21 protein-coding genes are annotated in these 21,962 nt (G+C 71.3%); 6 read left to right on the forward strand and 15 right to left on the reverse strand.

Annotated features, from left to right (window positions below; all coding sequences use genetic code 11):
• Positions 1-79: 79 nt before the first annotated feature.
• On the reverse strand, positions 80-1,327 hold the full coding sequence (locus AC6RUA_RS06340) for a WD40/YVTN/BNR-like repeat-containing protein (RefSeq protein WP_499815088.1): 1,248 nt from the start codon (positions 1,325-1,327) through the stop codon (positions 80-82).
• A gap of 103 nt (positions 1,328-1,430) precedes the next feature.
• On the opposite strand from AC6RUA_RS06340, the gene AC6RUA_RS06345 reads away from it, so the two are divergent.
• Entirely contained in the window at positions 1,431-2,909 is a 1,479-nt protein-coding gene (locus AC6RUA_RS06345) for a lipase maturation factor family protein (protein ID WP_499815089.1), read from the forward strand.
• Positions 2,910-2,919: 10 nt separating this feature from the next.
• On the opposite strand, the gene AC6RUA_RS06350 is transcribed toward AC6RUA_RS06345, so the two are convergent.
• Positions 2,920-3,297, reverse strand: coding sequence for a DCC1-like thiol-disulfide oxidoreductase family protein (locus tag AC6RUA_RS06350; RefSeq protein ID WP_499815090.1), 378 nt, complete (start codon positions 3,295-3,297; stop codon positions 2,920-2,922).
• Between the two features lie 100 nt (positions 3,298-3,397).
• Here AC6RUA_RS06350 and AC6RUA_RS06355 point away from each other — a divergent pair, with 100 nt between their 5' ends.
• A complete protein-coding gene (locus tag AC6RUA_RS06355) occupies positions 3,398-3,568 on the forward strand; it encodes a hypothetical protein (protein WP_499815091.1) in 171 nt (56 codons plus the stop codon).
• 63 nt (positions 3,569-3,631) lie between these two features.
• Here the strand turns inward: AC6RUA_RS06355 and AC6RUA_RS06360 are convergent, their stop codons facing one another.
• A complete protein-coding gene (locus AC6RUA_RS06360; RefSeq protein ID WP_499815092.1) occupies positions 3,632-4,819 on the reverse strand; it encodes a universal stress protein in 1,188 nt (395 codons plus the stop codon).
• Here AC6RUA_RS06360 and AC6RUA_RS06365 point away from each other — a divergent pair.
• Complete coding sequence (locus AC6RUA_RS06365; RefSeq protein WP_499815093.1) at positions 4,733-5,188, forward strand: pyridoxamine 5'-phosphate oxidase family protein; 456 nt, start codon at positions 4,733-4,735, stop codon at positions 5,186-5,188. The two genes, AC6RUA_RS06360 and AC6RUA_RS06365, sit on opposite strands and share 87 nt — an antisense overlap.
• A gap of 134 nt (positions 5,189-5,322) precedes the next feature.
• On the opposite strand, the gene AC6RUA_RS06370 is transcribed toward AC6RUA_RS06365, so the two are convergent.
• The gene (locus AC6RUA_RS06370; protein ID WP_499815094.1) at positions 5,323-5,517 is read right to left on the reverse strand and encodes a cold-shock protein; all 195 of its coding nucleotides are present in this window, start codon (positions 5,515-5,517) and stop codon (positions 5,323-5,325) included.
• A 238-nt stretch (positions 5,518-5,755) separates the two neighbouring features.
• On the opposite strand from AC6RUA_RS06370, the gene AC6RUA_RS06375 reads away from it, so the two are divergent.
• The gene (locus AC6RUA_RS06375) at positions 5,756-6,379 is read left to right on the forward strand and encodes a class I SAM-dependent methyltransferase (protein WP_499815095.1); all 624 of its coding nucleotides are present in this window, start codon (positions 5,756-5,758) and stop codon (positions 6,377-6,379) included.
• An 87-nt stretch (positions 6,380-6,466) separates the two neighbouring features.
• Here the strand turns inward: AC6RUA_RS06375 and gfo6 are convergent, their stop codons facing one another.
• Both gfo6 and AC6RUA_RS06385 read right to left on the reverse strand, forming a co-directional pair.
• Entirely contained in the window at positions 6,467-7,534 is a 1,068-nt protein-coding gene (gfo6, locus tag AC6RUA_RS06380) for a D-xylose 1-dehydrogenase Gfo6 (RefSeq protein WP_499815096.1), read from the reverse strand.
• Positions 7,535-7,632: 98 nt separating this feature from the next.
• Positions 7,633-8,862, reverse strand: a complete 1,230-nt coding sequence (locus AC6RUA_RS06385; protein ID WP_499815097.1) for an eCIS core domain-containing protein — start codon at positions 8,860-8,862, stop codon at positions 7,633-7,635.
• Between the two features lie 473 nt (positions 8,863-9,335).
• Here AC6RUA_RS06385 and AC6RUA_RS06390 point away from each other — a divergent pair, with 473 nt between their 5' ends.
• Complete coding sequence (locus AC6RUA_RS06390; RefSeq protein WP_499815098.1) at positions 9,336-10,112, forward strand: NAD(P)H-hydrate dehydratase; 777 nt, start codon at positions 9,336-9,338, stop codon at positions 10,110-10,112.
• Positions 10,113-10,172: 60 nt separating this feature from the next.
• Here the strand turns inward: AC6RUA_RS06390 and AC6RUA_RS06395 are convergent, their stop codons facing one another.
• A complete protein-coding gene (locus tag AC6RUA_RS06395) occupies positions 10,173-11,630 on the reverse strand; it encodes a sulfatase family protein (RefSeq protein ID WP_499815099.1) in 1,458 nt (485 codons plus the stop codon).
• Between the two features lie 130 nt (positions 11,631-11,760).
• On the reverse strand, positions 11,761-12,717 hold the full coding sequence (locus AC6RUA_RS06400) for a nucleoside hydrolase (RefSeq protein WP_499815100.1): 957 nt from the start codon (positions 12,715-12,717) through the stop codon (positions 11,761-11,763).
• Between the two features lie 305 nt (positions 12,718-13,022).
• Between AC6RUA_RS06400 and AC6RUA_RS06405 the strand changes: the two genes are divergently transcribed.
• Positions 13,023-14,633 (forward strand): S8 family peptidase, encoded by a 1,611-nt coding sequence (locus AC6RUA_RS06405; RefSeq protein WP_499815101.1) that lies wholly within the window; start codon positions 13,023-13,025, stop codon positions 14,631-14,633.
• Positions 14,634-14,657: 24 nt separating this feature from the next.
• Here AC6RUA_RS06405 and AC6RUA_RS06410 read toward each other — a convergent pair whose 3' ends face one another.
• The 7 genes from AC6RUA_RS06410 to AC6RUA_RS06440 all read right to left on the reverse strand — a co-directional run bounded on the left by AC6RUA_RS06410 (position 14,658) and on the right by AC6RUA_RS06440 (position 21,901).
• Complete coding sequence (locus AC6RUA_RS06410) at positions 14,658-15,965, reverse strand: glycosyltransferase family 2 protein (RefSeq protein ID WP_499815102.1); 1,308 nt, start codon at positions 15,963-15,965, stop codon at positions 14,658-14,660.
• A 131-nt stretch (positions 15,966-16,096) separates the two neighbouring features.
• Entirely contained in the window at positions 16,097-16,525 is a 429-nt protein-coding gene (locus AC6RUA_RS06415; protein ID WP_499815103.1) for a hypothetical protein, read from the reverse strand.
• Positions 16,522-18,300, reverse strand: a complete 1,779-nt coding sequence (locus AC6RUA_RS06420) for a hypothetical protein (RefSeq protein WP_499815104.1) — start codon at positions 18,298-18,300, stop codon at positions 16,522-16,524. Before AC6RUA_RS06420 ends, AC6RUA_RS06415 begins: the two co-directional genes overlap by 4 nt.
• 205 nt (positions 18,301-18,505) lie before the next feature.
• Positions 18,506-19,255, reverse strand: coding sequence for a sugar phosphate isomerase/epimerase family protein (locus AC6RUA_RS06425; protein WP_499815105.1), 750 nt, complete (start codon positions 19,253-19,255; stop codon positions 18,506-18,508).
• A 555-nt stretch (positions 19,256-19,810) separates the two neighbouring features.
• Positions 19,811-20,578 (reverse strand): Nif3-like dinuclear metal center hexameric protein, encoded by a 768-nt coding sequence (locus AC6RUA_RS06430; RefSeq protein WP_499815106.1) that lies wholly within the window; start codon positions 20,576-20,578, stop codon positions 19,811-19,813.
• Between the two features lie 50 nt (positions 20,579-20,628).
• Positions 20,629-21,519 (reverse strand): arginase family protein, encoded by an 891-nt coding sequence (locus AC6RUA_RS06435; RefSeq protein WP_499815107.1) that lies wholly within the window; start codon positions 21,517-21,519, stop codon positions 20,629-20,631.
• Positions 21,520-21,526: 7 nt separating this feature from the next.
• Positions 21,527-21,901, reverse strand: a complete 375-nt coding sequence (locus AC6RUA_RS06440) for a translation initiation factor IF-5A (protein ID WP_499815108.1) — start codon at positions 21,899-21,901, stop codon at positions 21,527-21,529.
• Between the last annotated feature and the right edge of the window lie 61 nt (positions 21,902-21,962).

The following is a 21,962-nucleotide window of genomic DNA, read 5'->3' on the forward strand; positions in this document are numbered from 1 at the left end:
AGTATCTTGTAGCCGTGTTACTACCCAGCCACAAGTCGGCATCCACCGGACGGGAACGGGCGGCCGAACGCGTCGCGGGTCACGACCGCTCCGACTCCAGGAGCGTCCCGCCCGGAGCGACGGCCACCGACCGATCGTCGCCGACGGCGATGCCGGACAGCGACGGCGCCGGCGTCGCCCGCCGCTCCCACCCCGCCGCGGCCGTCCGCTCGAAGACGGCGCCGTCACCGTCGACCGCCGCCTCGCGACCCTCCCGGGCGTCGACGGCCCGGAGCGCCGCCGAACCGAGACGGTCGGGCGTCCAGTTCGTCCCGTCGTAGCGGTGGAGTACGCCGTCGTCGTCGGCCACGAGACAGCCGTCTGCGGTGGTGACGACCGCCGAGAGCGTCCCCGACGCCCCGTCGAGACCGATTCGTCGCGCGTCGTCGCCGTCGCGCGTCTCGAACACGCCGTCGTTCGTGTCGCAGACGACGCCGCGCCCTCCGTCGGCCAGCGACGCCCCCGCGAAACTCGACCCGCTCCCGGGTTTCGCCGGCGCGTCCCACGCCACCTCGCCGTCGTGGTACGTCCCACGGAGGAGTTGTCCGGAGCCGTTCACGAGGAGCACCGTCTCCCGACCGGCGGGGCCGCAGACCGCGACGTCCGTCCAGCCGCCCGTCACGCCCGCCGGGTCGGAGTGGTCCTCGTGGCGCCCCGTCCCCGCGCGCAGGCGACCGAGCGCGCCACCGTCGCCGGCGACCCACGCCGCCTCCCCGTCCGCCGTCGCGTCCACGCCGGTCAGGTCCGACCCCGCCGCACCCGGCCCGTCCGGGAGCGCGCGCGTCCACTCCCCGTCGCCCTCGTCCGCGATGACGACCCCGCCGGCGCCGACGGCGTAACCGGACGACCCCGCCAGCGCGGCGTCCGACAGGTCTGCCGTCGTCGGCGTCTCGACGGTCGACCACGGCGCTCGAATCCGGTCGGCGTCCGACTCGTCGTCGGTCCCGTCGTCCCCCTCACCCTCGTCGTCCGCGACGGCGGACGCGTCGGGTCGTTCGCGCCCGTCCGACGCTGCAGGGGTGTCTCCGTCCGTCGAACCGTCATCCGCCGGTCCCTCGACGGCCGCGCCGGACGCGCCGGACGCGTCGGATACGTCGGCGAACGCGTCGCGTCGGTAGAGGACGACCGGCGGGAGCGCGTAGACGGCGAGTCCGACGACGGCGAACCCCCAGTGGAGGAACGTCAGCGTCCCGAACGCGGTGAGCAGCGCCGTCGCCAGCGCGTGCTGCCAGCTCTTGACGTACCGGCGGAAGAACGCGGCGAACCCGTCCGACGAGCGGTCGGCCATGGGCGGCGTTCGTGCTCGCGAGGGGCAGGCCTTTCGGTCGCGGGACGGCCGGCCGACCCGGGTGCCGGTACGCATTTGCGTGCGCCGCGACTCGCGTCGGCGTATGGGCGGGTGGGGCGCGGACGGGTACTGGCTCGTTCGATTCGTCTTCCAGCGGGGGCTCGCCGCCGTCTATCTCGTCGCGTTCCTCGTCGCCGCGCGGCAGTTTCGACCGCTCGCGGGCGAGGACGGCCTCCTCCCCCTGAGCGAGTACGCCGACCGAGCGGCGTTCCGGGACCGCCCCGGCCTCTTTCACCTCCTGCCGGACGACCGGGTCGTCGGCGCGGCCGCCTGGACCGGCGTGGCGCTCGCGCTCGCGGCGCTCGTCGGCGTCCCGTACGCGCTCGCCGAACCGTACGCCGTCCCCGCGTCGATGCTCCTCTGGGCCGCGATGTGGGCGCTGTACCTCTCGTTCGTCAACGCGGGCCGGGTGTTCTACGGCTACGGTTGGGAGTCGATGCTCCTCGAGACGGGGTTTCTCGCCGTCTTCCTCGGCGCGGGCGCGTCCGGCCCGCCGGTGGTCGTCGTCTGGTTGCTGAAGTGGGTACTGTTCCGAAACATGTTCGGCGCCGGACTCATCAAGATACGCGGCGACGACTGCTGGCGGGAACTGACCTGCCTCGACTACCACTACGAGACGCAGCCGATGCCCAACCCCGGGAGCTGGTACGCCCACCACCTCCCCGACCGGGTCCACCGGGTCGAGACGCTCGGTAACCACGTGGTCGAACTCGCGGTGCCGTTCCTCTACTTCGCCCCCCAGCCGTACGCCGCGGTCGGCGGGGCCGCGACCGTCCTCTTTCAGGGGTGGCTCATGGCGACCGGGAACTTCTCGTGGCTGAACGCGCTCACGGTCGTCCAGGCGGTCGCGGCGTTCAGCGACGGGGTGCTCGCGCGCGTCCTCCCCGTCGAGGCGCCCGCGGCCGCCCCCCCGCCGCTGTACCTCGAGGCGAGCGCGCTGCTCGTCGCGGTGCTCGTCGTCGCGCTGAGCGTCCGACCCGTTCGGAACGTGCTCTCGGAGTCGCAGGCGATGAACGCGTCGTACGACCCGCTCAGTCTCGTCAACGCCTACGGCGCGTTCGGGTCGGTCACGAGCGAGCGCCACCAACTCGTCGTCGAGGGGACGAGCGCGGACGACCCCGGCGCGGGCGACTGGCGCGCGTACGAGTTCCACGGCCAGCCCGTCCGGACGGACGAGCGCCCGCGCCAGTGGACGCCGTACCACCTCCGGCTGGACTGGCAGCTCTGGTTCGCCGCGATGCGCCCCCGCCCCGGCCCCCGACAGCGGTGGTTCATCGCGTTCCTCGCGCGACTCCTGGAGCACGACCCCGGCACGCGCTCGCTCGTCGAGCGCGACCCCTTCCCGGACGACCCGCCCGAGAAGCTCCGGGTGACGCGCTACCGCTACCGGTTCACAACACCCGAAGAGCGGGGGGAGACGGGAGAGTGGTGGGAGCGCGAGCGCGTCGGAACGTACGTCCCCCCGGTCTCGCTGTCGGACCTCCGCGCTCGGGGAGTGGGTCGACCGGCCGACGCCGGCTGAGCGGTCGGGACTAGCGGTCGTTCCTCGCGGGCGGTGACTTCGAGAGCACGTTCCCCCAGAGCGACCGGGTGTCAGCGACGGCCCGGTACGCCCGCTCGCGGACGGTCCGGTACGCGCCGACGCGCCGGAGGCGGTCCGCGACGGGTCGGAGGAGCGACCCGGCGTCGGTCCGGAGCAGCGCCTCCTCGGCCGACGCGCCGCACGAGTAGACGGCCGCGTCGGTCACGAGGTGCGAGCACGCCTCGTAGTCGTCCGGGAGGCGCTGCCGGAGCGCCGGGTCGAGTTCCGAGAAGCCGACGGGTCGCACCCCCGTGCGGGCGGCGAAGAACTCGGCCCACCACGTACAGAACCCGCAGTCGTCGTCGTAGACGAGGACGGTGTCGGTCACGCCTACCCCCCACGGGCGGGAGCCACTAACCTCTACGGTCGCTCGACGGCCGGCGGAGGCGGGCGGTAGGTTCACCCGGTCGTCGGACCTCCCTCCCCCGATGGAACGGTTCGTCGAACTCGTCGTGGGGGGCGGCGTCGCGCTGGTCGCCGGACTCTGGCTGGTCGACCTCCCGACTCCGTGGTCGCCCTCCTGGACCGCCGGCGCGGCGCTCGTCGTCGTCGGAGCCGGCTGTCTCGCGGCGGGCATCCGACGCGAACTCGACTGCTGAGTCGAGCGCGTCGACCGACGGCGCGCGACGAAGAGGAGGAAGGGGAGGATGCCCGACGCCGGATTACGAGAACAGCCGCTTGAGCCGCGAGTCGACGCCGACGTTCCGCTGGGAGATGATGGTGGTGTTGTCGACCCGGTCGGCCACGCCCTCGGGGACGGAGCCGAAGACGAACTTCTCGAGGATGCCCTCGCGCGTGGCGCCGAGCGTGGTCACGTCGTGGTCGCTCGCCTCCTCGACGAGGACGTCCTCGATGTCACCGCCCTCGACGGTCCGGGTGTCGAACTCCAGCGTCGACTCGTCGAACGCCTCCGCCTGCTCGGTCAGCGTCTCCTCGGCGTTCGCGAGCGTCTCCTCGGTCCCGTCGTGGTCGCCGTCCTCAACCACGTGGACGACGTCGATGTGCGCGCCGGTCGCTCGGGCGACGGCCGCCGCCGTCTCGGCCGCGAGGCCCGCGTGGGTGCTGTCGACCCACGGGAGGAGGATGGAGTCGACGTCGCCGTCGCCGGTGAACACCTCCTCGACGTAGACGTCGGCGTCCGCCTCGGTGGCGACGGCGTCGACGGTGCTCCCGAGCACGATGTCGCGGCGGTTCGGCCGTCGGCCGCCCCACCCCATGAGGACTGCGTCGCTGTCGTGCTGTTCGACCGTGTTCAGGATGGCGTCGGTCGGGTCGTGAGTGAGTTTGATGGTGCCGCTCACGGGGACGCTCGCCTCCTCGGCCACGTCCATCGCCCGCTCGACGACCGGCCGGCCCTCGTCCACCCGGTCGCGTCCCTCCGCGTAGGGGGTCTGTCGGGGGAGCGTCACCGCGTTCATCACCAGCAGTTCGCCGTCGCGGTCGGCCACCAGGTCCGTCGCGGTCCGCATCAACTGCTCGACGTTCGTCTCGTCGGCGACGGGGACCACCAGCTGGTAGTCGCGGTCCGACTGGGTGTACTCCGCGAGGGCAGTCGGCGTCTCCTCCTCGAGTCGCTCCTCGGACGGACCGGTGCGGCGGATGGCGAACCAGAGGGCGACGCCGACGAGTTCCGCGCCGAGCGCGAGTGTCGCGATGAGCGGCGCCCGGAAGACGATGTTCCCGAGGAGAATCAGGTTGCCGACGACGCCCGGCAGAGAGGCGGGTGCGAGTGTTTTTGCGGCCGCCGCGCGAACCGACCGGGTATGACGAGGTTCCGCGGGGCGTGGAGCGAGAACGAGGTGGAGTCGTTCCTCCGGGAGACGACGGTCCCGGTCAGGCTCGCGACCCACCGGCCGGACGGGTCGCTGTGGGTGGTCACGCTGTGGTACCGCTACCGGGAGGGGTCGTTCGAGTGTGCGACGTGGGCGAACGCGGACGTCGTGGGCTACATCCAGAACGACTCGGAGTGCGCGTTCGACGTGTCGACGAACGAGCCCCCCTACCGCGGGGTCAGGGGGAACGGGACGGCGTCGTTCTCCACCGACCGGGAGAAGTCGGTGCTTCGCGACCTCATGGGGCGCTACCTCGGCGGGACCGACTCCCCGCTCGCCGAGTGGCTGCTCGAGGACGACCGCGAGGAGGTCCGCATCCGCATCCAGCCGCGGGTCGTCTACAGTTGGGACTACACGGAGCGGATGCGGGAGTTCCGAGAGGAGTGACGCAGCGGGCGAGCGAGCGCCGCCGCGCCGTCGACCCGGCCCGTCGCTCGCGCCGCGAAGCGAGGGGCTCGACGACGAGATAGCTCGAAAGAACGGAAACGCGCGTCGCTCGGAGCGACGGGTCGGGACTCCCGTTAGAGGCGGACGACGTTCGTCGCGCGCGGTCCCTTGGGGGCCTGTTCGATGTCGAACTCTACCTCGGTTCCCTCCGTCAGGTCCTCGCCGCCGACGTCCTCCATGTGGAAGAAGACGTCCTCGTCGGAGTCCTCAGTCTCGATGAAACCGTAACCGCCAGTGTCGTTGAAGAAGTCGACCGTACCGGTTGCCATTGCGTCCGAACTCACGCCCAGTGGCGTGAAAAGCCTTCCGTATTCGTCCACGGGTTCGGAGTATCGAGCGACGAACGGCCACACATACTCCGAATTTGGCCTCATTCGCTGGATTGCCGAAGTCGAGAGTGGTTCGGTACCCGATTCGGCACAACGAGCCGTAGCCTCTGGATAACTCACCGTTTCGACGCCACGTCGAGTTCGACGGGCCTATACGCGCTCCCAGGAGTCCGTACACGTGAATTCTGAACAGGTCCGCCGCCAGTGGGCAGAGCAGTCCGGGGAGTTCTCGCCGGGGTACTACGCCTACTACGGTCCGAACGAAACCAGCGAGTCGATTCGCGGTGTTCTCGACCGGTTCCTGAACCGGAGCGCGTCGGTTCTGGAACTCGGCTGCAGTTCGGGTCGGCACCTCTCGCACCTGCACGAGCACGGTTACGAGCACCTGTCGGGCATCGACGTCAACAGGGACGCGTTCGACGTGATGCGGGAGGCGTACCCCGACCTCGCCGCCGCAGGGACGTTCTACCGCGACGCCATCCAGGACGTCGTCGGGGGGTTCGCCGATGGGGAGTTCGACGCGGTCTACTCCGTGGAGACGCTCCAGCACCTCCCTCCGGACGACGAGTGGGTGTTCGAGGAACTGGCTCGCGTCACGGGCGACCTCCTCGTCACCGCGGAGATCGAGACGGAGACCACGCACCCGCCGGGGACCGGTCCGGAGGTGAACTACGTCAACGACGAGTTCCCGCTCTACTACCGCGACTGGAGTCGCATCTTCACCGACCTGGGGCTCGTCGAGGTGGAGGTCGAGTCCGCAAACCGGGACACGATACGAGTGTTCCGTTCCGCGCGAACCTGAGACGGTCCCCACTCGCCGGGCGTTCCCCCGCCGTCCGGCCCTCCGTGGACGGCCGTGAGAGGCCGCGCGGTCGGCTGCGGTCCCGGCCTACAGTTCGACCCGCTCGCCGGTCTCGGCCGACTCGTACAGCGCCTCGATGGCGCGCATGTCGGCGACCCCCATCTCGCCGTCGGCCTCGAACGCCGCGCCGCGCTGGAGGTGGTTCGCGAAGTAGTCGAACTCCTCGAGCATCTGGTTGGGAGCGTCCGGGCGGAACTCCGCCTCGACGCCGCCGCGCGACAGGCGCAGCACCTTCTCCGCGTCGGGGAAGAACAGGCCCTCGAGCGTGAGTTCGCCCTCGGTCCCGACGAACCGGAGGCTGGATTCCACGGCGGCGCTGTGGCTCACCGCGCACGCCGCGAGCAGCGAGTCGGAGAACTCCAGCGTGAACGCCGCGTGCTCGTCGGCGCCCTCGAACTCCGACTGGGCCGTCGTCGTCGTCGCTTGGACCGCCCGCGGTCCCTCGTCGAGGACGAACCGCATCGCGTTCAGCGGGTAGATGCCGATGTCGTTGATGGTCGTCCCGCCCGAGAGGTCGGGGTCGAGCCGCCAGGAGTCCGGTCCGACCGAGTCCAGTATCGTGTCGGACATCTGCCCGAGGACGCTGACCACCTCGCCGATGGCACCGTCTCGAATCAGGTCGCGGGCGCGGCGCGCGGCCGGCCCGGTCGTGACGCGGTACGCGACCATCAGCGGCACGTCGGCCGACTCGCACGTCTCGACGATGGCCTCCGCCTCCTCGACGGTGGCTTCGAGCGGCTTCTCACAGAGGACGGCCTTGTCGTGGGCGGCCGCCGCCTCGACGTGCTCCCGGTGGAGCGCGTTCGGCGTGCAGACGTACACCGCGTCGTACTCGTCCGTCGCCTCGCCGTCGGCGTACTCCTCGTACGAGAGCGTCGCCGTGACCGAGTCGACGTCGGCCGCGACGTCCTCCGCCTTCTCGGGCGACCCGGTGACCAGCACGGTCGTCTCCGCGTAGTCGGCGTCCTCGACGGCGGGGATGGCCTGCTCGCGGGTCCACCAGCCGAGACCGACCATGGCGAACCGGACCGGTTCCGCGTCCGTCTCCACGTCCCAGTCGCGTTCGACGAGTCCGTCGAAGTCGATGTCTTGCACTGGTAGACGGGTCGGGCGCCGGGTCGAAAATATTTACTCTGGAAGCGGTATTCTCCCGGAACCGCCCGAATACTCCAGGTTCGAACAGGTCCCGGCGGTCACGGGTTCGGAGCCACCGGAGCCGCCTCGCTGCTGCGAAGCCGCCACAGCGTCGTCCGGGTCCGCGGTTTGCGCCCCGCGGGTTTGCCGTCCCACCACCGCTGTGTCAGCCGCGTTATCTCCGCGTCGAGCGTCGCGCGGGTGAACTCCTGCCACCCGCCGCGGGAACGCCACTGGTCCGACCAGTACACGCGGGGGTTCGAGGGGTCCGTGTTGTCGAGCGTCAGCGTCACGCTGTGGTAGCCGTCCATGATGCTCAGCCCGAAGACGCTCCACCCGGGGTCGCCGCCGGCCATCCCGACGAGCGTGTCCCAGACGCTCTCGTGGAGCCGGTCGGGGCGGCGCACGCCCGAGGTCACCCGCCCCCGCGAGTCCTCGAACTCGACGACCTCCCGGGACTCGACCAGGCCCGAACGAGCCAGTTCGCCCATCGTGGTGTGGACCTCGCTGTCGACGGCCTGCGTCGGGTCGTTCAACAGCAGCCGCACTCCCTCGTTCAGCGTCGCGATGCAGCTCGCCGGGTTCGCCGAGGTCGCATTGGCGACGAAGTGGTTTCGCATCCGGGCGATGGCTTCGGGCGTGAACGTCCGCCCCGCCGCGAGCGCCCGCCGGCGTCCGAGTTCGACGCCGACGCGTCCCGCTTCCTGTTCTAGCAGGTCGGCCACGGGCGTCTCCTGGTCGAACGTCGCACGCGTCGCCGTTATCAGGTCGTACCGGGCCTGGAGGTCCGCGTCGCTCATGGCTCCCAAGTCGGGTCGGCGCAGGAGTTCCGGTGGCACCTGCTGTCGCTGCGGGACGGGACGGCGTCCTTCCTGCTGGACGACGTGTGTCAGTTCGTGCGCGAGGAGGCGTCGTCCGTCGTCGGTGTGCGGCGCGAACTCGTTCCGGCCGAAGAACACGTCCGCGCCGTACGTCACCGCTCTCGCGTGGAGTAGCTCCGCCACCTCCGCCGCGTTCGCGTCGGCGTGGACGCGTACCCGGGAGAAGTCGTGCCCGAGTCCGGCGGAGAGCCGGTCGGAGACGGTTCGCGGCAGCGAGCGACCCCTCCCCGTGTGAGCCGCGAGGCGGCCGGCGTCGGCCGTCCCGCTCCCGGCGGGGGAGCGGGGCCGCTCGGGAGCGGCGCCGTCGCGTCCGGTCGCCCACGTCCCCACCGCCGCGTCGGCCACCCGGTCCGCCTCGCGTTCGGCGCGGTCGGCGGTCGGGACCGGTGACCGTCGGGCGTCGACCACCAGCCGCCGAACCGCCCGGTTGCCGTGACTCCGCTGGAGGCGAGCGAGGGGGTGACGCTCGCTCGCGCCGGCGTCGCCCCCCGATGTGTCCGGGCCGCGCGGCGTCGCTGCGCCCGCCGGCGCGTCGGGCCGTCGTTCGTCGCCTCGAACCGGCTGTCTCGTCCGCGTATCTCATGCCTGTCGTCCCCCTCCCGGCGCCACCCGCGCTCGCGCGGCAGGCCGTCCGTCCCGGGCGTCGAGCGCGACGCCTCCCGCCCTCGGTCGGCGGGTCGAGGTGACGGCGACGGGACCGGATGTCGCCGAAGGTGAGGTGTCGGTACGTCACGGGACCGTATATCGGTAGTTACCGGGGTCGTACCCGTCGGCGGGGGCAGGCGTCCGCACGTCGGTGACTCTCACTCCGAACGCCGCGCGCGCCGGGGAAGTGCGGTCGGGAACCAGACCTATACGGCCGACGGGCGAACCGGGAGAGGATGAAGCAACTCCTGCAGACGCTCCCGCGGTCGGCGAACGCGGCTGGAGACACCGGCGGACGCGTCGGGGTGATCGGCGGCAGCGTCGAGTTCCCGGGGCAGCCGACGCTGGCGGCGACGGCGGCGCTCCGCGCGGGGAGTGACTTCGCGAAGGTGCTCGTCTCCGCGGAGATACACCCCATCGTCGCGAGCCACTCGCCGAACCTCCTCGCCGGGCGGTACCCCGGGCGCCGGTTCGACGACGAGGCGGTGGACCCGGCGCGCGAACTCGGCGAGTGGGTCGACGCGCTCGTCGTCGGTCCGGGACTCGTCGACGCCGACGGGTCGGCGGTCAGGCGAACGGTGTCGGCGACGGACGTGCCGACGGTCGTCGACGCGGACGCCGTCGGCCCCGCGCTGGAGGCCGACCTGTCGGGGACGGTGTTCACGCCGAACGACGACGAGGTCACGCGCATCGAGGACGAGTACGGCTCGGTCGAGGAGTTCACGACAGACACCGACGCCGTGGTGGTCGTGAAGGGCGACGTGGACGTCGTCGTCGCCGACGGCGAGCGGTCGACGAACGAGACGGGGACGCCGGCGCTGTCCATCGCCGGCACGGGTGACACGATGGCCGGAATCGTCGCCGCGCTCCTCACGCAGGACCTGGACCGCGCGGACGCCGCCGAACTGGGGGCGTGGATCGTCGGGAAGGCGGGCGAACTCGCCACGGCCGAGAAGGGAGTCGGCGTGGTCGCGACCGACGTCATCGAGCAGGTGCCGCGGACCATCCGGTAGTCCCCGTATCGGTCGGTCGCGCACCGTCGCTCCGGCCGCGAGCCAGTGCCGGCTCGCCGGTCAGATGTAGCCGAGCGAGTCGAGGCGGGCTTCGGTCTCCGCGCTCGGGTCGTACCGCTGTTCGTCCGCCGGGTCGAGCGCGCCGCGCTCGTTCACGAGCGTCCGTCGCAGGCGGTCCCGCACGTCGGACCGTTCGTCGACGAGGTCGGTCGCCTCCGCCGGGTCCGTCTCGATGTCGAACAGTTCGTCCCGCCCGTCGGTCGCCTGGATGTACTTCCACTTCCGGGTGCGAACACAGCGGAGCGACCGGTCGTACCGGGCGACGTCGACGGGCGAGTCGGGAAAGCGCTCCTCGAGCGTCGCGGTCGTCGGCCGGGGCTCGACGTACTCGGAGACGGTGTACTCGCGGTGCGTGCCGTCCGACCGGCCGTCGACGAGGGGGAGGAGGCTCCGGTCGGAGACGGTCGGGTCGGTCGGCGGGTCGCCGCCCGCGAGGTCGAGTATCGTCGGGAAGACGTCGCGCACCTCGACCGGCGAGGAGACGGTGTCGACCGCCGACCCCGTGGGCGGCCGGACGAGCAGCGGGACCCGGAGCAGCGTGTCGTACAGGCAGAACTGGTGGTCCATGAACCCGTGCTCGCCGATGTTCTCGCCGTGGTCGCCGACGACGAGTATCGCCGTCTCGTCCAGTACGCCCTCCGCCTCCAGCAGGTCGAACAGGTCGCCGAGTTTCGCGTCGAGGTAGCGCAGTTCCGCCCGGTACAACGCTTCGAGCACTTCGAAGTCGGTCTCGGTGAGGTCGACGTCGCCCGCGAGGTACTCCCACGGGTCCTGGTCGACGCGGTCGGGGAGCGCGGCGTCGTACCCCGGTGGGAGGTACTCCTCGGGCGGGTCGTACGGGAGATGTGGTTCGATGTAGTTGGCGAACAGGAAGAACGGTCGGTCGGGGTCGCGTTCGTCGTCCAGCCACCGTCGAATCCGCCAGTTCGAGAGCCGCGCGCCGTCGTCGTGCCGGTCGCGGAGGAACCGGTCGTAGAGGAGGTTTCCGGCCGTCGCAAGTCCGTTTCCGCCGGTCAGCAACTCGGTCGCGGTTTCGAGCGGGTCCGCCCGGAACTCGTTGCGGACGGCCGCCGGGTCCCGCCCGGCCGGAAACGGCTCGCTCCGGACGTAGAAGTCGTCGAAGCCGGCACCGAACCCGAACTCCGGCGTCACCCAGGTGTTGTTCGAGACGGCGGCGGTCTGGTAGCCGTTCGCGCGCAGTCGGTCGGCGAGCGGAGCGACGTCCGGGTCGAAGTACTGCGTGCCGCCGTGGGTCCCGTGGTCGCCGGTGCGCTGGCCGCTGAACATGGCCGCGTGCGACGGCAGCGTCCACGGCGCCGTCGTGATAGCCTCGTCGAACAGCGTCCCCTCCTCGGCGATGCGCGCGAGGTTCGGGAGCGACTCGAACTCCCCGTCGGACACCGTCGTCTTCCGGCGGGTCGTATCCATCACCACGAGAAGGACGTTCGGAGCGGTCACGTCACACCTACGCCGTATACTCGTGTATGGCCCGTGCTTGCCAGCGCCGGGTTCGTACCGCCGTGCTACCGGATTCCGGCGACGAGTGGACACACCGTCGTCCCGACGCCCGGCGACCGGAACCGCCGCCTCACACCGACCGCTCGGGGTCGCCGTGGCGAACCATGTCCGAGAGCATCCGCTCGAACGCCGCCTCGTCGACCGACTCGACGACGCGCGTGCGCGGGTCGCCGTCGGTGATGCCGAGTTCGTCGACGAGGCTGTACCCCCGGGTCATCCCCTCGCGTTCGTCCACGTCGACGAAGTAGGTGTTCGCCTCGGTCACGAGACCGGGGTTCACCAGACACGCGAGCGTGAGCGAGTCCGGGAACGTGGCGGCGTCGACGCCGAGTCGGTCCCGGGAGAACGCGCGGGCGTGCTCGGTGATGGTCGCGAGGAAGTCGGCGTAGGGGGTGTCGGCCGCCGTCAGCGCGTCGAGGTCCTCCCCCGCGAGCATCCCCTGTCGGACGGTCAGTCCCCAGTCCACGAGCGTCACGTCGAGTTCGTGTACGACCACCTTCGCGGCGTCGGGGTCGACCCAGAAGTTGAACTCCGCGGAGGGAGTATCGTTGCCGAGCGTGTTCGCCGCGCCGCCCATCACCCACACCTCGTCGAGCAGGTCGTTCAGGTCGGGTTCCCGGCGGAGCGCCAGCGCGACGTTCGTGAGCGGGCCGATGCAGGCGAGACTCACCTCGCCCGGCGACCCGCGGGCCGCCTCGACGATGGCGTCGACGGCGTGGCCGTCGGCCGAGGGGACGCCCGTGTCGGGGTAGAGGTCCCCGCCCAGTCCGCCCTCGCCGTGGACGTGCGATACGTGGTCGAACTCCTTGACGAGCGGGCGGCGCGCCCCCTCGTACACCGGAACCTCGTCGGCGACGCCCGCCAGTTCGAGCGTGTACTTCGCGTTCTCGACCTCGTAGTCGAACTCGACGTTCCCGGCGACGATAGTGAGCGCCTCCAGTTCGACGGCGTCGGCGAGCGCCGCCAGCAGGACGGCCTGGGTGTCGTCGCCCGCGGTGTCCGTGTCGACGATGAGTCTCCGGGTCACGGTAGGAGGTCGGCCCACGGCCGGTTAACTCTCCCGCGGGACGGTCGGTGACCGCCCCGCCGCGCGTCCGGTCCGTTCCGGTCGGGAGGCACCCGGCTTCCGGCCGCCGTCGCGGTCGGCGCGGTCGTGACGCTACCCCGCACCGTCGTACCGGTGGCGAGCCGGTCCGGCGGCGGGTCGTCACCGTACCCAGTAAACAGGTGACAAGAATCGAGCGGACAGCCGCGACCAGTCAGAGAGAACGTACAACCAACTGGAATCTCGGTTTTATTGCACCGTCGGTTCGATAGCAAACGGAGTACACGGTGCCGCGAAACACTCAGCTCACGCGACGCGCAGCGCTCCGGACCGGTGCGGCGACGGGGCTACTCGGAGTCGGCACCGGAGTCGGGACCGCCCAGTCGAACGAGGACGACGCGACCGACCACTGCTACTACCAAGTCGACTTCGTCGCGGGCGACCCCATCCAGACGCTCGGGGAGCGCCCGGACGACTTCTACGGCCGGCAGAACCGCCTCGTCCAGTACGTCCACGCCGACGGCGCCGAGGTCATCGAGCGGGACACCTGGCTCAACTCGCTCGATCCCGCGATACGCGAGTGCGTCTCCGCCGACCCCATCGAGGTCGGCGGCGACGCCGCATCGGTCCGGTTTCGGGTGACTGAGGGGAGCGAGCGAACGTTCTCGCTCGCGGTGTATCGGCTTCCCGGCGGGGAGTTCTCGTTCGGAACGCGGCAGGAACTCGTCGCAGCGGATTCGGGGACATTCGGTCCAGGCACCCATGAACTGGCGGTCGAGGACCTCTCCCGGGCCGTCTGTGGACGACGCGCCGACGAGTACGGACAGTTCGTCGTCGGCGCACGGACGGCGGCGGCGAGAGACCGGGCCAGAGTGCGGGCCGAGCAGGTCAGACGGGTCGTCGAGTTCGAACGGCCCGACCGGCGCCACGCCGTCGCGGGCGTCTTCTCGGTCAGGGAACTCAACGCGCTCTATCAGCGGTCAGACGTCGCCTACGTCGAACCCAACGGCACGTACGAGGCGGTCGCACAGACGCTCCCCTGGGGAATCGACCGAGTGGACGCCGACGTCGCACACGAGAACGAACGGACGGGAACGGGAGCGAGCATCGCCGTCGTCGACACGGGCATCGACTCGAACCACCCCGACCTGTCGGTCGCCGGCGGAGTCGCGTTCGGGACGCGGTGTCGGGGGAGCGGGAGTACCTGTCGACGGCGGTGGGACGACGACAACGGTCACGGCACGCACTGTGCTGGCATCGCCGGCGCGCGCGACAACGCGAGAGGCGTGGTCGGGGCGAGCACCCGGTCGGCGCTCTACGCGGTCAAGGTGCTCGACAGCACCGGCACCGGGTCGTGGGCGGCGATCGCGAGGGGAATCGTCTGGGCCGCGAACAACGGCATCGACGTCGCGAACCTCAGTCTGGGTGGCGGCTTCTCCTACACGGTCCAGTGGGCGTGCGCCGACGCCTACGCGCGGGGCGTACTGCTGGTCGCCGCGGCCGGCAACGACGGCGGACGGGTCAGCTACCCGGCCAGGTACGGGTCGGTGATGGCCGTCAGCGCCACCCGTACCGACGGGACCGACGCGCTGGCGAGTTTCTCCAACCGGGGGCAGGCGATCGGGATGTCCGCACCGGGCGTGGGCATCTACTCGACCGTCCCCGGCGGCTACGGGCGGAAGTCGGGCACGTCGATGGCCTGTCCCCACGTCAGCGGCGCCGCCGCGCAGGTGTTGACCCACGCCGACGGCGTGGCCGGCAACAGGGCGGCGCGGGCGCGTCTCCGCTCCACCGCCGAGGACCTCGGGGGTTCCGGCTGGGACAGACAGTTCGGCCACGGTCTCGTTGACGTGGCGAGCGCACTCGGGCTCGATTCGAGCGAGGACGTCGACGGCTGACCGCTCGTCCGACGGTCTAGCTCGTCACGTAGCGCGTCGGTCGTCGGAGGACGAACTCATCGAGGAAGGCGGCGACGACCGCCCAGACCTGGACAGCCACGTAGGGCCACAGGAACAGGGGAGCCGCGTACTCCCGGCGGCGGTGTCGGTACCCGTCCCGTGCGTCGAGAGCGACGGTGCCGTACCAGGCCGCGAACGGGGTGAGGAACACGCCCCCCAGAGCAAGCCGGCGAACGGGCCGAGCGCCACCCCCGTCCCCCGGGAGAGTACCGCGGCCGGTGCCGCGAGGACCAGGAGCGGAATGGCGAGGAGCGACCCGAGCGTCACCGCGAAGTCCGAGCGCGCGACGGGGGACGGGGGGCCGGACAGCAGGTCCCTCCCGAGGTAGCGGCGGGCGACCTGCATGCCCCCGCGCGCCCACCGCTTGCGCTGGTTCCACCAGGCGGAGACGCGCGCCGGGTTTGTCTCCCGGGTGACGATACCGGGGTCGACCCGGACGGCGCCGCCGTCGCGCTGGAGGCGGTACGCCATCTCCAGGTCCTCCAGGAGCACCGACTCGTCGAACCCCCCGGCCGCTTCGAGCGCTCCGGCCCGGAAGAACGCCTGGCCGCCGGTGAAGATACCGAACCCGCCGAGTCGGTCCCGGGCGACGAACTCGGTTCGCTCGACGAGTCCCCGTTCGGCGGTCGCACACAGGGCGACGAGCGAGTCGTGGGGGTTCGTCCCCAGACACCGACCCTTGACGCAGTCGACCGACTCGTCGCGCAGCCAGCGGGCCGCACGCGCCACCGCGTCGGGTTCGAGGCGCTGGTCGGCGTCGAGTACGCCCACGATATCTCCCGTGGCGGCGGTCAGCGCGTGGTTCGTCGCGCTCGCCTTCCCTCCCGGCGGCCCGGGACGCTCGACCGCCGTGACGCGCGGGTCGGCGTCGGCGTGGGCCTCGGCAACCAACCCCGTCCCGTCGGTCGACGCCGCCTCGTATCCGACGACCACCTGTAACCGGTCGTCGGGGTAGTCGACGTCGGTACAGGCGTCGAGCGTCGCGGGGAGTACGTCCGCCTCGTCGAACGCCGTGACGACGAGGCTGACCGTGGGTAACGGCTCCGACGCCCGGGCGGGCGGGTCCCGGCGAGGGGCCGCGGCGACCGTCGCGGCGGTGAAGCGAACGGCCGCTCCGACGCAGACGGCGAGGAGGAGGAACGAGACCGCCCGACCGTACGCCGGGACGACGAGACCCGGGGCGACCAGCGCACACGAGAGGAGGACCGCTGTGGCCCCCGTGACGACGCTCCGGCCGGAGAGGGACGTCTGGTCGTGCGAGAGCGTGTCCACCCCGGACGAACGCCCGCTCGAACCAAAGCCCGCGTGCCGGCACTCTCAAGCCGAGGGGCCCCCGACCGGGAGACGGGGCGAGGGCGGTTCTACGACGCCCGACGACCCGTCTCACGACCGGGCCGGTCGGGTCACGTCAGCCAGGTCGTGCGAATCCAGAACCCGAGCGCGAAGCCGTAGACGAGGTGGAACACGAGAATCCCCCGAAGGTACGGACGGAGTGGAGGCGACACCGGGAGGGCGCGCCAGGCGGCTGTCACTCCGACGAGCAGGACGAGGCTCCAGCCGAGGGCGGCACCCAGGGCCTCGCCGAGGGTGGGAGGGACGCCGAGCAGTCCGACGACGAACAGGTCGAGTGCGACGAGACAGCCCCCCGCGGTACTCCCGTACAGAAGCCGCGCGACGAGGGTCGCGAGCCGCGACGGGTCGCCGCGCTCACCCGTGACGCCGGCCACCACCGCTGCCGCCGCCGACGACCCCGGAGCGAGCAGCCGAACGGCGGTCGCGGCGAGGAGCGCACTCGCCAGCCCGCCGAGAACGCCGTTGAGAACGGTCGTCATCGGGACGGGTGTTTGGCCGGCCGCTTGTCAATCTGTCCGGTGCGGCGAGCCCCACACCGCTCTCGTCTGGAGGCGCGCGGACGCTCGCTCCCGTCGGCCGCGGCGGGTCGCTCCAGCCGCGACGCGTTCCGTCCGGACGTTCCGCCGGACGCGAACCACTCGGGGAGTCCAGTGATGGCAGGAGCACGAACGCCCCGACGACGAGGACGAACGGCCCCAGTACCGCCGAGACGGCTGCCCGGCGGAGCGCTCACCACGCCGGAGTCGTCGGACAGGGTATCGACTGGAATCGGACGGCGTCCCCGGTAAGCGGAGCGCGGCCCGGACGTCCCGGGCCGCGAGTCCGAGGAGGACGAGACCGACCGCGGCGAACGCGACGCCGAGGGGGAGCGGCACGGCCTGCAGTGAGGAGAGACCCGTCCCGGTAGCGTGAGCGTACAAAACGTCCGTCGCTCCGCGGGCGCCGCCCGTCGACGTTTACGCTCGGACGACGGCGAGCCAGTTCCCCGCGCCCGGCGCCGACAGGGAGTGCCGTTCTCCCCCCGGACGGACGACTGGTCGGCCCACGCCGCCGTATCGGCGTCCAGCCAGCGGGCCGTGAGCGACCCGTCCGCGGCCGAGAGGTCGACGTCGACGGTCCCGCCGTCGCGGAAGTAGACGACGTACGCCCGGCCCGGGTCGGCGGCGCAGTACGCCTCGTCCGGCGCACGGTCGCTCAGCAGGTCGGTCGCGGGCGTCAGGTCGAAGAGGTCGACGTCGTCGGTCAGGAGCCGCGCCGACCGGATGTGGGGCTTGGCGCGGTCGGTGAGACCGATGCCGTAGCGGCCGTCGGCGCCGACCGGGCGGTGGAAGCGGACCGACGCAGAGCCGGCGAGGACGTTCCGCCAGAAGCGCGCGACGGCGTCGGCCGGCGGGCCGTACGCGTCGTCGGCCGCCGCCCCGCCGTACACCTTCACGTTGTTGAACGGCCGGGGACCGACGGCGTCGGCGACCTCCTCGCGCCACGACCGCAGGTGGTCCCAGTGGGCCTGCCCGGCGTACCCCTTTGAGCGTTGGTTGGCCTGCGACACCTCGACGTACGAGAGCGTCTCGGGGTAGCGGAGGGCGGTCGCGACGGACCGACCAGGCCACATGTGCATGCTGGTCACCGCCACCTCCTCGCCGACTCGTTCGGCGGCGTCGTGGACGTACTCCGCCCAGTGGCGCTCCCACGCCTCGCCGGCCGTACACTCGTTTCCGACGTTGTAGAGGACGTGGTCGTACGCCAGCGTCGCTTCCAGGACGCGGTCGACGAACCGTTCGAGGTAGGGGTAGACCGCCTCGTTGCGCTCGACCGCCCCGTACAGGTCGCTCGGACTCGCCATCCCGGAGTCGTAGCGGCCGTAGTTGACGTTGTTCTCGTGGTACCACGGGTGGTCGGTCGAGAGGTCGTGCTGGTCCCAGAGGGTGAGTTGGACCACGACGTCGCGTCTCTCGGTCTCGTCGAGGAACGCGTCGAGGCGCTCCCAGTACGCCCCGTTCCACCGGTCGAGGTCGTACAGCCCGTCGTTCACCTCGGCGAATGCGTGGACGTCGTTACCCCCGCGGTCCGAGAGCGTGTTGCGGACGTAGTTGCCGCCCGCCGCCACGAGGTCGTCGAGGTGGTCTCGGAGGCGGTCGCCGGTCCACTGGAAGAGGTTGTCCGTGTTCGTCCCACCGACCAGGAGCACCGGGTCGCCGTCGTACTCCCAGTACCACGGGTGCTCGCCGGAGACGCGGATGCCACCGTCTGCCATACAGCAGAGAGCTACCCGTCACCTGAAGTAGCTTCCGCGTAACGGGAGATGGTACGGCCTCGGCACTCATAGGGCTCGTCGTCGGTCGGGTGCCACCCCGCCTCGGCCCGGTGTGCTCGTCATCGGCCACCGTCGAGTAGCGCGCACCGGCTGAAATCAGTTCCTCTCCGTCTTCTCTCGTCTCGTCTCGCGCTCCGCTCTCCCCCTACTCCGTCGCCGCGCGGACGTTCGCCTCGGCCTCGCGGAGCGCCTCGGTCGCGCGGTCCTCGGGGAGTTCGTACTCGATAACGAGCGGCGCGGTCAGGTCCGCGTGCTCGTCCAGGAGGGCGACGAGGCGGGGCAGGTCGAGGCTGCCCGCACCGGGCAGGTCCTCTATCTCCGCCTCGGAGGTGTCCTTCAGGTGGACGGCGACGATACGGTCGCCGAGTTCGCGAATCACCTCCTCCGGGTCGACGTCGGCGACGAGGAAGTGTCCGGTGTCGATACAGAGACCGAGGCGGGGGTGGTCGTACCGTTCCAGCACGTCGCGCACGTCCGCGATGGAGGAGAACACCGTCGAGAGGTCGTCGTGGTGGACGGACGAGTAGTTGTGGATGCCCACGTCGACGTCGAACTCCTCCGCCGCCTCGACGAGGGCCTCGGTGATGTCGTCGCGGCCGGGGGGGTAGTTGACCCCGAGGTACCCCGCGCCGAAGCGGTCCGCGAACGCGGCGTGCGCGCGAACCTCGGCGGGGTCCTCGAGGTCCACGACGCCGTAGCCGCAGACGGTGACGCCCGCCGCCTCGAGCGCGCGTTCGGCCGCGGCGATGGCCTCCTCGCCGTCGTCCGGCGAGAGGTGCGAGTCGAGGAGTTCGACGGTGTCGATGCCGGTCTCGTCGAGTTCGGGGAGGAGTTCCTCCAGCGAGTGGTGCTTGAACACGACGGTCTGCACGGCGACGGGGTACTCGGTACTCACGGGTGTGACGGGTGGACGGAGGGACAAAAGGGTTTATCGGGTGCGCGACTCCGTCGGCGAGTCGAGCCACGGGAGAAATCGTGGCGCTGCGGCTTACCGCGCCGGAGGCACCCCCGTTCAGTCCCGTGGGTTCGCTCTCGAGGCTCGGCGAGTATTCGGTCTCCGGTGAAGAATTGCGCGAGCCCGCATATTGAAGAGTCGTTCGGCCCTATGCTACCCCATCTCATGAGCCTGACCGGGTCAGACCGCTACTTCTGTCACACCTGTGGCAGGGGGTTCGATTCAGCCGCGGAGCTTCGACAGCACGTACGAGACGAGGGTCTCACCGGGTAGTCCGGCTACCAGTCGACTACTCGCCAGCCGACGAACCGACCGCGCCGCCGTGACCGGCGGCCGGTGACCGCGAGACGTGAGCAGGGCACCGCCCGGGCGGGTCCCAGCCTCGCTCCGTTCCCCGTTTCTCTCCGCTAGCCGTCGATAGTCCGCTCGAGTACGGAAGTTGCCCCTCTCGGAGCCGGGGGCGCGTCGGTCGCTCCGCGGCCGCCGCCGGTCCGCTCAGAGCCCGGTGGGGTGGTCGATGAACGTCTTCTCGAGGCCCCACTCCGACAGCAGCGTACCGAGGCTGCGGACGCCGAACGTCTCGGTCGCGTAGTGGCCCGCGAGGAACACCGAGACGCCCGCCTCGCGCGCCTCGTGGTACAGCTTCCCCTTCGGCTCGCCGGTCACGAGCGCGTCGACGTCCGCGTCGGCGGCCTCGTCGAGCCAGTCGCTCCCGCTCCCGGTGACGACGGCGACGTCGCGGATAGACTCGGGGCCGAAGTCGAGCACCTGCACCCCCTCGCCGGCGTGGTCGAGTTCGGCCGTCAGCACCGCCGCGAGGTCGTCGCTCGTGAACGGGTCCGGCGCGACGCCGCGCTGTCCGACGTACTCGGGACCGAGCGCGCCGAACGGTTCGCGGTCGGTCAGTCCGAGTACGTCCGCGACTCCCGCGGCGTTCCCCAGTTCCTGGTGGCCGTCGAGCGGGAGATGCGAGACGTACAGCGCGGTGTCGGCCGCGACGAGCGGGGCGAGTCGGTCGTACGCGCGGCCCGTGAGCCGGTCCAGCCCGCCCCAGACGACGCCGTGGTGAGTGAGCAGCACGTCCGCCTCGGCGTCGACGGCCGCCTCGACGGTGGCGCGCACCGCGTCCACCGCGAGCGCGACGTGCTCGACCGTCCCCTCGTCGGGGCCGACCTGCAGGCCGTTCGCGCTCGCGTCGAGGTCGGCGTAGGCGTCCGTGTCCAGTTCGGCGTCGAGTCGGGAGACGAACTCGGAGAGCTTCATCGGCGGCGGTGCGGGCGCGCGGGGCTTGTAGCCTGCGACTCGGACGGCGATTACTCGGTGGAATCGCGCGGCGAACCGTCGCCCGGGCCGCCGGACGCGGCGTGCGAGAACACGAACTCGCGGAGGAGTTTGCCCGCGAGCGCCGCCGCCTGCCCGTCGTCGCGGTCGTTCACCTCCACGGCGTCGAAGCCGACGCAGTGTGGGGCGACCGCCCGGACGGCGTCGCGCATCTCGCGCGGGTGGAGGCCGAACGGCTCCATCGTCCCCGTGCCGGGCGCGAACCCGGGGTCGGCGCCGTCGACGTCGACCGAGAGGTAGACGTCCCGTCCGTCGAAGTCGGGGTCCCAGTCGGCGGCGTCCTCGGGCGGGACGACGGTCACGTCGGCGCGGTCGGCGCGCTCCCACTCCTCGCGCGACCCCGTCCGGGCGCCGACGACCACGGCCTCCTCGACGGTCGGGTACGCGCCGTCTTCGCCGTCCCCGAACCCGTCGAGCGCCCGGCGGGTCACGCAGGCGTGACTCAACGAGTTGCCGTCGTACGCGTCGCGCAGGTCGAGGTGGGCGTCGAGCACCACGACGACGTCCGGTTCGGTCGCGCGCACGCCGGCCCACGAGACGGTGTGCTCGCCGCCGACCAGGAGCGGGACCGCGTCGTCGATGACGGCCGCGCGGAGTTCCGCGGTCAGGTGGTCGAGGTACGCCTCGGTCACGTCCCACGCGCGCACGTCGCCGGCGTCGCGGACCGCCGCCTCGGAGAAGTAAGCGTCCGTCCGGCGGTCGTAGTCGTCGAACGTCGCCGCGAACCGCCGGACGCGGTCGGGACCGAACCGCGCCCCCGGCTGGAACGTCGTGGAGGCGTCGAGCGGCGCGCCGACCAGCGCGTAGTCGGCCGCCGCCGTTCCGTCGCGGCCGTCGCGTGCGCCCGGGAACGGGAACGTCACGGCCCCCTCAGACGACCTTCCGCTGGCCCTCGTACTCGAGGTACTCGATGTTCTCGTCGGGCGTGAACTCCTCGCCCTCCGGAACCCGCATCGTGAACGTCTCGTACGTGTCGAGGTCCATTATCTGTGCGTCGTTCCCCGAGACGGAGACGACCTGCCCCTGCTTGCGCTCGATGATGGGCACCCACACCTTCGCGTCAACGGGCTGCGAGAACGAGCGCTTCTTCGCGTCGAACACGCCCCGCCCCTCGACGCGCGCCTTCGCGCTGCCGTGTTTGCCCGGCTTGGCCGTGCTGTACCCGTCGATCCTGCACGGCGCGTCGTCCATCATGACGTAGCTCCCCTCCTGCAGTTCGCGGACCTGCTTCTGCTCTCGCGGCATACCCGCCGGTTCCCGTCGGCGCGGTATAAACGGTTTGATAGCGCGCGAACGCCGCGAACGG

This window comes from Halorarum sp. SLYT50 (genome assembly GCF_059821265.1).